5 protein-coding genes are annotated in these 12656 nt (G+C 71.9%); 3 read left to right on the top strand and 2 right to left on the bottom strand.

Translation table 11 applies throughout. The annotated features are described in order from the left end of the window. Position 1 precedes the first annotated feature (1 nt). Positions 2-5500 (bottom strand): non-ribosomal peptide synthetase/MFS transporter, encoded by a 5499-nt coding sequence (locus EG812_RS16235; RefSeq protein ID WP_126712022.1) that lies wholly within the window; start codon positions 5498-5500, stop codon positions 2-4. Between the two features lie 137 nt (positions 5501-5637). Here EG812_RS16235 and EG812_RS16230 point away from each other — a divergent pair, with 137 nt between their 5' ends. Together EG812_RS16230 and EG812_RS16225 are read left to right on the top strand one after the other, a co-directional pair. After that, entirely contained in the window at positions 5638-8475 is a 2838-nt protein-coding gene (locus EG812_RS16230; RefSeq protein ID WP_158632518.1) for a condensation domain-containing protein, read from the top strand. Between the two features lie 58 nt (positions 8476-8533). After that, complete coding sequence (locus EG812_RS16225; protein WP_126712020.1) at positions 8534-9061, top strand: DinB family protein; 528 nt, start codon at positions 8534-8536, stop codon at positions 9059-9061. Here EG812_RS16225 and EG812_RS16220 read toward each other — a convergent pair. Further along, positions 9043-9528: an SRPBCC family protein gene (locus EG812_RS16220; RefSeq protein WP_126712019.1), complete on the bottom strand. Its 486-nt coding sequence runs from the start codon at positions 9526-9528 to the stop codon at positions 9043-9045. The two genes, EG812_RS16225 and EG812_RS16220, sit on opposite strands and share 19 nt — an antisense overlap. 289 nt (positions 9529-9817) lie before the next feature. Here EG812_RS16220 and EG812_RS16215 point away from each other — a divergent pair, with 289 nt between their 5' ends. Beyond that, positions 9818-12586, top strand: a complete 2769-nt coding sequence (locus EG812_RS16215) for a M36 family metallopeptidase (RefSeq protein WP_233579500.1) — start codon at positions 9818-9820, stop codon at positions 12584-12586. The last annotated feature ends 70 nt before the right edge of the window (positions 12587-12656 follow it).

The raw sequence follows: 12656 nt of genomic DNA, 5'->3' as shown, positions 1-12656 counted from the left end.
CTCAGGCCGCCTTCCGGTCGGCTGGTACGGGGGTGACGGCGGCGGCCCGGGCCCGGCGGTCCTCGATGCCGACCAGGTCGTCCGGCGGCGCGTCGGGCACCTGGTCGTCGAAGCGGGCGAGCACCGGCGTGACAAGCGCGACCAGCGCGGTGATCGCGATGCAGAGCCCGAACAGCACGTAGAGCAGGCCGTGGCCGCGTCCCGGGCCGACCCCGAGGACCACGCCGACGGTGCCGGCCAGCACGCCGTCGGCGAGCAGCATCGGCTCGGTGATCCGGGCGGCGGCCGGGGCGATCAGACCCCAGCCCAGCGGCAGGGTGGACTGCGCGACCATCTGGTTGAGTGCGAAGACCCGGCCGTGCACGCGCGGCGGCACCTTGGTCTGGATGATCGTGGCGTAGACGCCGTTGACGATGGCCAGGGACGCGTACATGCCGAAGGCGCCGGCGGCGATCAGCGCCAGGTTGGGACGCAGCCCGGTCAGCATGGCGGCCGCCGCGATGCCGAGGGTGCCCAGCAGCACCGCGCGCATCCGGCGGTGCCGGGGACCGCCCCAGACGAGCATCACCAGGCCGCCGGTGGCCGCGCCGATCCCGCCGGTGAGGGCGACCTGTGCGACCTCGTCGAGGCTGGCGAAGCCGAGCACCAGCGGGGAGAGCAGGAACAGCACCGGGAAGAGGAAGAGGTTCAGGGCGGCGAAGAAGGTCAGCATGGCCCGGAACTCCCGGCGGCGTAGCGCGTACCGCAGGCCCGCGAGGATCTCCGCGCCGATGCTCTCGCGGCGTTGCAGGGCCAGGGTGCGGGGGAACTTCACCACCGCCAGCACCGTGATGGCGAAGAGGTAGCAGGCCACGTCGACCAGGAGGATGCCGCGCAGTCCGACGGCCTGGAGCAGGGCCACGGCGGCCAGCGGCACCACGAACTGGGTGAGGCCGACGGCGGTCTGGGCGAGGCCGTTGGCGTGGCCGAGGAACCGTTTGGGCACCAGTTGCGGCACCGCCGAGACGAAGGCGAGGCGTTGGAAGGCCAGCGCCACCGACAGCCAGGCGGTGAACGGGTAGAAGTGCCAGACCTCGACCCGGTCGAGGAGCACCAGGACGGCAAGTGCGGCGTTGCCGCCGCCGGCGGCGACGCAGGCGGTCAGCAGGACGGCCCGCCGGCTGAACCGGTCGACCAGCGCGCCGGCCAGCGGCGCGATGAGCAGGCCGGGCAGCAGCGCCAGTACGGCGAAGAGCGCGAACCGGGCGAGTGAGCCGGTCTGCGTGTAGATCCACAGTGGTACGGCGAAGGTGGTCAGGGCGGTGCCCAGGCCGGAGGTGATCTGTCCGGCGGCGACCAGGCCGAAGCGTCGCATGCTCGGTGCCGGCGCGGTGTCCGTCCGGCTCCGACCGGACGGTGGCGGTTCGGCGCCACGGTCGGAGACGGCGGCCAACTGCCACGCCGGCTCGGGGTCGACCCCGGCGGAGGTCTCGACGGCCGCCGGGGCGGGGGTGTCGATGCGCCGGTGCACGTCGGTGACGATCTCGGCCAGTTCGACGGCCCGGTACTTGAGGAAGTAGTGGCCGCCTTCGTCGATCACGGCCAGGGCGGTGCGGTCGCTGAGGAAGTGCCACTCGCGGTAGCGCTCCTCGTGGAACTCGGTGCCCCGGTCCCGCTCCCCCACCACCGAGATGATCGGCGCACGCAGTGGTGTCACCCGCCGGCGCATCAGCTCGGTGAAGTACTCCTCGGACACCTCGGCGTCGTGGCGCATCGCCCGGATCAGGAACCGCACCTCGTCGGGCGCGAGTTGACCGATGTTGGTGCCCTGCGCCTGGAGCCAGGTGCGGTAGATCCGGTCGCTGCGCAGCCGTTCGGCCAGCCGCAGGCGCAGCAGCGGGCCGAGCAGGCCGCCGGCGGGCCTACCGAAGGGGAAGACCGCGCCGAGATACACCGCCGTCAACTCGCGGCCGGCGGCCTCCAGCCGTCGGGCCACCTCCACCACGAGAGCCCCACCGGGACCGCAGTGTCCGTAGAGGATCAGCGGGCCGCTGACCCGGTCCAGGATCTCCGCGACGACGTCGGCGGCGACCTGGTCGATGGGCGCGGGGTCGTCGGCCACCCCGATGTCATGTCCGGGTACGGCCACCGACAGCAGCCGGTGTCCGGGGGGCAGCGCGTCGGCCAGCGGCTGGTACACCACGGCGCTGCCGCCGCCGTACGGGACGCAGACCAGGGTGGCGATGCGCTGTCCGGTGGGCACCGGCGGGGTCAGCTCGTACAGCAGCCCGCTGCCGCCGGCCGTGTCGCCGCCGACCAGTTGCGCCAGTTCGCGTACGGTGCGGTGGCGGAACAGGTCCATCACGCTTACCGTCGGCGCGGCGGTGCCGAGCACCTCGGGTAGTTCCCGTCGCAGCCGGGCCACCACCTGGGTGGCCAGCAGCGAGTGCCCGCCCAGGTCGAAGAAGTCGTCGCCGGCGCCGACCTGCGCGATTCCGAGCACCGCCTGCCAGATCCCGGCGATCAGGGTCTCCACCGGCCCGTCCGGCGCGACCCGTTCGGCATCGGTGGTCGGCTCGTCGGTCGGTGCGGGCAGGGCGCGCCGGTCCACCTTGCCGTGGTCCTGCAACGGCAGCCGGTCCAGCAGCACCCATCGGCTGGGCAGCATGTGTTCGGGCAGCCGTTCGGCGAGCCGGCGGCGTAACTGGGCCGGCTGGGGCGGGTCCGCTTCGGTGGCCGGTTCCAGGTAGGCGACCAGCCGGTCGTCGCGCAGCAGCACCGCCGCCTGCCGGATCTCGGGGCAGTCCCGCAGCGCGGCCTCGATCTCCCCCAGCTCGACCCGGTAGCCGCGGATCTTCACCTGGTGGTCGCGTCGGCCGAGGAACATCAGCTGCCCGTCGTTGCGCCAGCGGGCCAGGTCGCCGGTGCGGTAGAGGCGGGCGCCGGGTGGGCCGTACGGGTCGGGCAGGAAGCGCTGCGCGGTCAGCTCGGGCCTGTTCAGGTAGCCACGGGCCAGCCGGTCGCCGCCGAGGTACAGCTCGCCGGGCACCCCGACCGGCACCGGGCGCATCCGCTCGTCGAGCAGGTAGACCCGGGCGTGTGGCAGGGGCCGCCCGATCGGCACCGCACCGGTACCGGCCTCGGTGGCGGGTACCTCGTAGGTGGTCACGCCGACGGTGGCCTCGGTGGGGCCGTAGTGGTTGAAGATCCGGGCCGGGCCGGTGGCGAGGGGTGCGATCCGCTCCAGGTCGGAGGTCTCGCCGCCGAGGATCAGCGCGCGGGCCGGCAGCAGATCACCCGGTTCGGCGTCGGCGGTGAGCGCGGTCAGGTGCGACGGGGTGATCTTCAGGTAGTCGATGTGCCGGGCCCGCAGCCGCTCGGCGAGTTCGGCACCGGTGCACCGGCGGGGCAGCAGGTGCACCGCACCGCCGGTGGCCAGCGCGAGATAGAAGACGGTGACACTGAAGTCGAAGGACATCGACTGCAGCAGCCCGTACCGGGCGGCCGGGACGATGGCGAACCGGTCGGCGACCCCGTCGAGGTAGCGCAGCACCTGCCGGTGGGCCACCGCCACCCCCTTCGGGGTGCCGGTGGAGCCGGAGGTGTAGATGACGTAGGCCAGATTGTCACCGGTCGCGGTGGCCTCGGGTGCGGTGTCCGGGCCTGCGGCGACCTCGGCGGCTACCTCGTCCAGACAGGCCGTGGGCAGCTCGGCCGGCAGCAGGTCCCGCAGGTCGGCGCTTGTCAACACGAGGCTGGGGCGGGCGTCGGCGAGCATCAGACCCAGCCGGGCGGCGGGCTGCTCCGGATCCAGCGGCAGGTAGGCCCCGCCGGCGCGGAGCACCCCGAGCAGCGTGACCGCCAACTCCACCGACTGTTCGAGCAACACCCCGACCAGGGTGTCGGGGCCGACACCCTTCCCGCGCAGCCAGGTGGCGAGCTGGTTGGCCCGCCGGTCGAGCCGGCGGTAGGTGAGGGTCTGCGACTGTTCACCGACCACCGCCGGGGCGTCGGGGGTGGCGGCGACGTGCCGGTCGATCAGGTCGGCCAGGGTCGTCGCGCCGCCGGTGACCCCGGTGGTGCCGTCGGTGTCGGGTCGCCCCAGCGCCAGGGTGCGGTCCCGCTCGGTCGGGTCGAGCAGGTCGAGGTCGATCACCGGGCGATCCGGTGCGGCGACCGCGCCGCGCAGCAGCGTCTCGAAGCTCGCCGCCAGTCGCCGTACGGTGGCGGCGTCGAACAGATCGGTGTTGTAGACGACCATGCCGCGCAGCCCGTCGGCGCTCTCCCCGACGTACAGCGACAGGTCGAAACGGGCGGTCGAGGCGTCGGTGCCCACCCCTTCGGCGCGCAGCCCGGCCGGCCAACCGGTGCCGCCCTGGTCGTAGTTCTGCAGGGTGAACAGCACCTGGAAGACGGGGGTACGACTGACGTCACGCGCCACGTTGAGATCGGCGACCAGCCGCTCGAACGGGATCTCCTGGTGGGCCAGCGCCCGTACGACGGTGCCGCGGGTGCGCTTGAGCAGGGCCGCGAAGCTCGGCTCGGCGGGGCCGTCCGGGCCGGTGGCGATCGGCGACAGGTCGGCGCGCAGGGCGAGGGTGTTGACGAACAGGCCGACGAGTCGTTCCAGCTCCGGCACGACCCGGCCGGCGACCGGCGAGCCGATGGCGAAGTCCCGCTGGCCGCTGTAGCGGAACAACACGGCCTGCAGGCCGGCGAGCAGCGTCATGTACAACGTGCTGCGGTGGGTACGGCCCAGGCGGCGCAGCCCGTCGGTCAGGTCGGCGTCGAAGGCGAAGCGGTGGGTTCCGCCGGCGTACGACAGCACGGCCGGTCGGGGCCGGTCGGTGGGCAGGTCCAGCGGCGGTACGTCGGCCAACGCCGTACGCCAGTAGGCGAAGCCGTCACCGCTGGCCGGGCCGTCCAGTCGGGCCCGTTGCCAGGCGGCGTAGTCGAGGTAACCGGTCGACGGGGCCGCCGGGGCGGTGCCGCCGTCGCGCAGCGCGCCGTAGGTGGCGGCGACCTCGCCGAGCAGGATGTCCAGTGACCAGCCGTCGCTGACGATGTGGTGCATCGCCAGATGCAGCAGCTGCTGTTCGTCGTCGATGCGCACCACCAGGGCCCGCAGCAGCGGCGCGGCGGCCAGGTCGAACGGGGTGTCGACGGCTGCGGTGACCAGTTCCCGGGCGGCCTGCTCGGATTCGGCGGTGGTGACCGTGACCGGTACCCGGACCTCGGGCAGCACCTGCACGACCGGTTCGCCGTCGGCGTTCTCGGTGAACCGCATCCGCAGGCTGTCGTGCCGGGCGGCGGTGGCGTCGAGGGCGGTCCGGAGCAGATCGATCTCCAGCGCTCCGTGCAGCCGCACCGTCGCGTAGATGACGTAGGCGGCGGTGCCGGGGGTCAGCTGTTCGGTGAACCAGATCCGTTCCTGGGCGAACGACAGACGCGGCCGGTCGGTGGATCGGCGTAATTCCGGCGAGTCGGTACGACTCCAGGCCGGCGCGTCAACGTCTGTCACGCAGCGCCTCACTCCGATGACGGATGGGAGTCAGTAGTGTGCACGGCGTATCCAACAGCGCGGATCGGCTGATCGGTCCACTGTGTAAGACTCGATCGATCGATCCGGCACCCGTACGGCCCGGTCTACGGTCGGGAATGCCATTCACGGACGTCGTCATTCCGGTCGAGTGGGCCTCGGAGCCCCTGGCACCCGCCGAGTTCACCGGTTCCGGCGCCACCACGGCGCCGCTGACCTGGGCTCAGCAGGTGCTCTGGCGCTCGATCAGCCGGTTCGGCTCCAACCACCGCTTCCTCAACCTGCGGCGTACCGTCGGCGTCTCGGCGCGGGCCGCCACCGACGTGCCCACCGCGCTGCGGGCGGTGGGTGCGCTGGTCGGCCGGCACGCCGCGCTACGCACCCGGCTGCCGCTTGTCGACGGCGAGCCACGGCAGGAGGCGGCGGCGGCCGGGGTGCTGCCGGTGCTGCTCTGTCCCGGGGTGGGCGACGGTGCCGAGGCGGCCCGGGCGGCCGCCGACCGGCTCGCCGACGTCGCGTTCGACCACGCCGCGGAGTGGCCGCTGCGGGTGGCGCTGGTGACGGTGGACGACCGGGTACGCCAGGTCGTGCTGGTGTTCAGTCACACCACTGTGGACGCGCACGCCGCCGAGGTGGTGATGCGTGACCTGCGGCTGCTGTTGCTGCGCGGGCGGCTGCCCACCCCACCCGGCCCGCAGTCGACCGACGTGGCCCGACTCCAGCACGGCCCGGACCGCCGACGCTCCGACCGGGCGGCAGCGTACTGGCTGCGGGAATACCGGCGGCTGCCGCCGGAGCCGTGGGCGCAGACCGGCCCGGGCCTCGACCCGCCGGCGCGGCGCGGCGTGCTGGTCTCCTCCGCCATCGACACGGCCGCCCGGATGGTCGCCGCCCGGCACCGGGTCAGCGCCTCCGCGGTGCTGCTGGCGGCCTATCACGCGGTCGCCGCCCGACACAGCGGCCGTACGCTTGTCGGCTTGTTTCCCATGGCGCACAACCGGTTCCGCACCGAGTACGCCGACGCCGTGGCGAACCTGGGTCAGGTCGGCTTCTGCGTGGTGGACCTGACCGGCCGTCCCGACTTCACCGAAGTGCTCTCCCGTGTCTGGATCGCCTCGCTCAACGGCCTGCGGCACGCGTACTACCACTCGGCCTCGCTGCGTGGGACCTTCGAGGAGCAGGGCATCGACTTCGACTCGTTGTTCGGGCCGCACTACTACTTCAACGACGTACGGCTGTCGGTCGGTGGTGGCCCGACGCCACCGGTGGCGACGCCCGCCGACCTTCGGGCCGCCATGGCCGCCAGCACCTTCTCCTGGACGGAAGGCCTGGAGCAGACGGCCTGGCACATGTTGGCCCACGTCGTGGACGAACCCGGCGGGGTGGGCATCACGCTTACCGCCGACACCCGGCACATCGCGATGGACGCCGTGCAGACGCACCTGCGCGAGATGGAGGAACTGGTGGTGGCCGCCGCCCACACCGACGTGCCCTGGCCCTGGTCACCGCCCGTCACCGGCGCGCCTTCCGCCACCGACGCGCCAGCCGAGGCGGGTGTCGTGACGGTCGTCGCCGACGGCGAGGAGATCGTCTCCGCGCCGTTCGCCGGTGGGCGCGCCGCCAACGCGCCGCTGACCTGGGGACAGCGGGCGATGTGGCGCAGCCTGGACGAGTTCGACTCCCCTGCCGGGTACCGGGCGCTGCGCCTGCCCCGTCAGCTGCCCGTTCCCGCCCGCGCGGAGCTGACCGTCGCGCGGGCGGTCACCGCGATCGGCGCGCTGGTCAGTCGGCACGAGTCGCTGCGCACCCGGTTCCGCCGCCGCGACGACGAACTGCACCAGGAAGCGGCTGCGGCGGGCGAGCTGCCCGTGCTCGTGCACCCCGTGGAGCAGCCTGAGGCCGATCCCTACGGCCGCAAAGCCGCGGCCGGGTTGACCGCCCGACTGGGTACGCCCCGGTTCGACCATGTCGCCGAGTGGCCGCTGCGGGCCGCGCTGGTCACCGTCGACGGCCGGGTACGGCAGGTGGTGGTGGTCTTCAGCCACGCCACAGTCGATTTCCACGCCAGCGACCTGGTGCTGCGCGACCTGCGGGCGTTGCTGGCCGGAGCAAGGCTCACCGCACCTGGTCTCCAGTCGCTGGCGCTGGCCGGCCGGGAGCGCGATGTCGAGCAGCGGCGCTCGCAGCGGGCGGTGGCGTACTGGGTACGGCAGTTCGCCGGTCTCCCGCCGAGCCTGTCCGAGGCGGTCGGGCCGGCACCGGAGCCCCGATACCGACGTGGTTCGCTGGTGTCCCCGGCGGTCCACCACGCGGTGCGGCTGATCGCGGCCCGGAACCGGACCAGCACCGCCAACGCGATACTGGCGGCCACCGCCGCCGGACTGACCGGCGACAGCGGGCAGCGCGCGTGCGGGATCGTGGTGATGGCCAACAACCGCTACCAGCCCGGCCATGCTCAGGCGATCGGCACGCTCAACCAGATCGGTCTGTGCCGGCTCGATCTGTCCGGCAGGCCCGGCTTCACCGAACTGCTGTCGCGGACCGGGCGGGCGGCCTTGGACGCCTACCGGCACGCCTACTACGACCCGGCGGTGTGGGAGCGCACCTTCACCGACCTGGGACACGATCACCCGACCTTCCTGGCGCCCTACTGCTACCTCAACGACGCCCGGCTGCTGCGCGAGGTCGACCCACCGCCGACGGGTCCGGACGAGGCCACCCTGCGGGCGCTGGTGCCGGAGGGCCATTTCCGCTGGCTGGCCGAGCTGGAGCAGTTCCCGTGGCGGTGCCGGCTCCAGGTACTCGACGCGGACGACGCGGTCGAGTTGGTCGTCACGGCCGACACCCGGTACTTCCCGGCGCAGCGGGTCGAGCCGTTCCTGCGCGGCATCGAGTCGCTGTTGGTCGAGGCGGCCCACCGGGACATGCCCTGGCCCTGGTCGGTGCCGGCCGGATGACACGCAGGTGCACCGATAACCGCTCGACCGGCGCGACGCCGGATGTGATGATCCGGCGATGTCTTCCTCGCGTCGTGACCTGCTGCGCTGGCAGTTCGACCTGACCTGGTCGCTGTTCGACTACCACCTGCAGCGGTTGACGCCGGAGCAGTTCCGCTGGGAGCCGGTCGCACACTGCTGGACGGTGCGCCGGGACGCGGCGGGCCGGTGGGTGCCGGACTGGGCCGACACCGAGCCCGATCCGGTGCCGGTGCCCACCGTCGCCTGGCTCACCTGGCACATCGGGTGGTGGTGGAGCGTCGCCCTCGACCACCTGCAGGGCCGGCCACCCCGCGAACGCACCGAGATCCACTGGCCCGGCGACGGTACGCCCACCATCGAGTGGCTGGACGAGCTACGGACGCAGTGGCACGACGTGCTGGACCGGCTCACCGACGCCGACCTCGACCAGGTCGCGCCGTTCCCGTGGCCGTACGACCCGGAGCACACCGTGGCCCATCTGCTGGCCTGGGTCAACGCCGAGTTGATGAAGAACGCCGCCGAGATCGGTCAACTCCGACTCCTGCATCAGGCGGACTCGGCCTGATCGTTCATCCGGCGGGTCAACTCGGCCGCCCGGTACGCCGCGACCTGACGTGCCTGGCCGGTCACGAAGCGCCGCAGCAGCGCCGGGGCGGTGGCCGTGACCCGCTCCTGCACCCGCGTCCCGGTCTCCTCGGCAGTCAGGTCCACCACCGCGCGTAGTCGCACCCGTGCGGGACTGACGACGTCGCTGACCAGTTGGGCACCCGGCCGGGTGGTGACCATGCGTACCCGGATCCGGTTGTCCCAGCGCAGCAGGCGCAGGAACCGGAACCGCTCCACCGCGACGTAGTCGGTCACCGTGCGTCCCTCGGCGTCCCGGCTGGTCCGCACGTCGTCGACCGCCACGATCAACGGTGACAGTCCGATGTAGCTGTGCGGATCACTCAGATGAGTGAACACATGGTCCACAGAGGAGGAAACCAGGAAGGTCGTCACGAAAGCGATCTCGGGAGCAGGGCCGTCGAGCACGCTCTCATCCTGCCATCGACGACCGTGAACCGACATCTGTATAAGCGAATCATCGAAATGTTTGGTCAACCGTCGGATGACCGGTCGTGAGCTGCGCCGTAGCGTCAACGCGATTCACCTCGCACGGACTTGGTCACACAACGTGACCGCCGGGCGAGTGTCGCGGACAGCCGCGACGGACCGCCTCGGCGGTGGTGGATCGGAGCCCGCGCTGTCCTTTCAACCCCCAAAAGGAGCAAAGGTGCCCCTACAGCCCCGACGATCTCGTGGCAGACGCGTCGCAGGGGTGGTGCTCACCACCACCCTCGTCGCGTCACTGACCACACTCGCCGCCAACCCCGCCTCGGCCGCGCCCGAGGAGGCCCCGGCCCGGTCGAACCCGCTCTTCCTGACCGGCCCGAACGCCGGTGCCGCCGAGGACATCGCCATTCGCTACCTGCGCGGCAACGCCGCCGCGCACGGGGTGAACGCCGCGGATCTCAGCGACCTGAGCATCCTGTCCAGCTACACCAGCCGGCACAACGGCGTCACCCACGTCAACCTGGCGCAGCGCCACCAGAACCTGGAGGTGTTCGGCGCGGTCGCCACGGTGAACATCGCCAAGGACGGCAGCGTCATCCTGGTCGGCGAAACCCTGGTCACGGACCTGGCCAAGGGCACCTCCGGCACGGCGGACCTCAACGCCGTCGACGCGGTCGAGGCCGCCGCCGACGCTCTGGACCTAGCCGCGCCGAAGAGCCCCAAGGTTCTCAGCCGGGCCGGTGGCGCGGCGCAGAAGACCGTGGTGTCGGAGAGCGGCATCTCCGACGAGCCGATCCCGGCGAAGCTGGGTTGGCAGCCGACCGAGGACGGGCTGCGCCTGGCCTGGCAGCTGGTCATCGACGACTCCTCGGACTCCCACCTGTGGAACGCCACCATCGACGCGGAGACCGGTGAGCTGCTCGACGTCGACGACTGGACGACCCAGCACGAGGCCCACGAGGTCGCCGACAACCTGGACGCCCTGGCGCCCGGGCGGGCCACGACCCTGAACACCGCTGCGTTCCACACCCACGAGCCGGTGCAGGACGGCTCCAGCTACAACGTGTACGCCGGACCGGCCGAGAGCCCGAACGACGGCCCCCGCACCGTGGTGACCAACCCGGCCGACCGGGTCGCCTCGCCGTACGGCTGGCACGACACCGACGGGGCGCCGGGCGCGGAGTTCACCACCACCCAGGGCAACAACGTCCACGCGTACCAGGACACCGACAGCAACAACGCCCCCGACTTCGGCAGCAGCCCGGACGGCGGGCCGAGCCTGACCTTCGACAACCCGGTCGACCTGAACGAGCACGCGCAGAGCTACCGGGACGCGGCGACGGCGAACCTGTTCTACTGGAACAACATCATCCACGACGTCACCTACCGTTACGGGTTCGATGAGGCGTCGGGCAACTTCCAGATGAACAACTACGGCCGTGGTGGCGTGGGCGGCGACTACGTCCGGGCCGAGGCCGCCGACGGTAACGGCACGAACAACGCCAACTTCTCCACCCCGGCCGCCGACGGTGGCGCGCCGCGCATGCAGATGTTCCTGTGGCCGGGCAACCAGTTCGGGGCCCAGAACCAGGTCGTCGTGGACGGCGTGGGCTCCTTCGACGCGACCTGGTCGCGGTTCAGCCCGGCGCCCTCGGTCGCCGGTCTGCCGGGGCACCGCTTCGTCTACGCCGGTACCGGCTGCAACACGGCGGCCTACCCGGCGACGCTGCCGGGCGGCAACTGGATCGCGGTCGTCGACGGCGGCACCGCGGCCTGCACGTACCTGCTGCGTACCCAGGTGGCCCAGTCGCTCGGCGCCAAGGCCGTGGTGGTGGCGCACAACGCCACCAGCGCCGCGCCGGTGCTGACCGGTGCCATGACCACCGCGCCGGTCGCCATCCCGGCGGTCGCCGTGAGCCAGGCCGACGGCAACGCCATCAAGGCCGCCATCGCCGCCGGTGACGTCACCGGCTCGGTCCGCAAGCACCCCAGCCACCCGGGCATCCGCGACGGTGACTTCGACGCCGGCATCATCATCCACGAGTACGGTCACGGCATCTCCAACCGCCTGACCGGTGGCCCGGGCGTCAACTGCCTCAGCGGCAACGAGCAGATGGGTGAGGGCTGGAGCGACTACTTCGCGGTCACCATGCTGCTCGACCCGGCGCTCGACACCGCCGACGGGGTGCGTGGCATGGGTCCGTACGCCCTCTTCCAGGAAGACCGCAGCGGTGCCGGCATCCGGCCGCGTCCGTACTCGCGGAACATGGACATCCAGCCGTTCACCTACGACAGCATCAAGACCGGTGGCTGGCTCAACGGCACCTCCCTGGCCGCGCCGCACGGCATCGGTCACGGCTGGGCCGCCGTGCTGTGGGACATGACCTGGGACCTGATCGACCGGCACGGGTTCAACCCGAACGTCTACGACGCGTGGAACACCGGCGGTAACAACCTGTCGCTGCAGCTGGTCATGGACGGACTCAAGATGCAGGGCTGCGGCCCCGGCCTGGTCGCCGGCCGCAACGGCATCATCGCCGCGGACGCCGCCCTCACCGGCGGCGAGAACTCCTGCACCCTGTGGGCCTCGTTCGCCCGCCGGGGCCTCGGCTACAGCGCCGTGCAGGGCACCACCAACCGCGACGACAACACCGAGGCGTTCGACACCCACCCGTCCTGCCGCGGTGACTTCCTCAACCGTACGGGGATGAACACCCTGGACGCCGGTGACGCTGCCCCGATGCAGTTCCAGCTCGCCAGCAACCGGGGCCTGGACATCCTGGCCAGCAACTCCCCGTACTCGCGACTGGTGGACTGCGACACCCTGCAGACCGTCAACCCGAGCGGGCCCATCACCCCGCGGCCGACCCCCGTCAAGGCGGTCAACCCCGGCAACTCGAAGATGTCGGTCAACGCCAACGGTCGGTACAACTACGTGTGGAAGACCGACCCCGCCTGGGCCGGCACCTGCCGGGAGTTCGTACTCACCCTCGACAACGGATTCCAGTACCGCACCTACTTCAAGTTCATCGGCTGAAGCCCTAGCAGCTGATCCGAAGTAGAGCCGGAGGGAGCGTCCCGCACGACGGAACGCTCCCTCCGGTGCG

This window comes from Verrucosispora sp. FIM060022 (assembly GCF_003977705.1).
Taxonomy (GTDB): domain Bacteria; phylum Actinomycetota; class Actinomycetes; order Mycobacteriales; family Micromonosporaceae; genus Micromonospora; species Micromonospora gifhornensis.
This window is presented reverse-complemented; position numbering and strand designations above follow the sequence as displayed.

Bases quoted from the DNA above. Each gene is read 5' to 3' on its own strand.
- EG812_RS16230 (WP_158632518.1), top strand. From the start codon at position 5,638: ATGCCATTCACGGACGTCGTCATTCCGGTCGAGTGGGCCTCGGAGCCC.
- EG812_RS16225 (WP_126712020.1), top strand. From the start codon at position 8,534: ATGTCTTCCTCGCGTCGTGACCTGCTGCGCTGGCAGTTCGACCTGACC.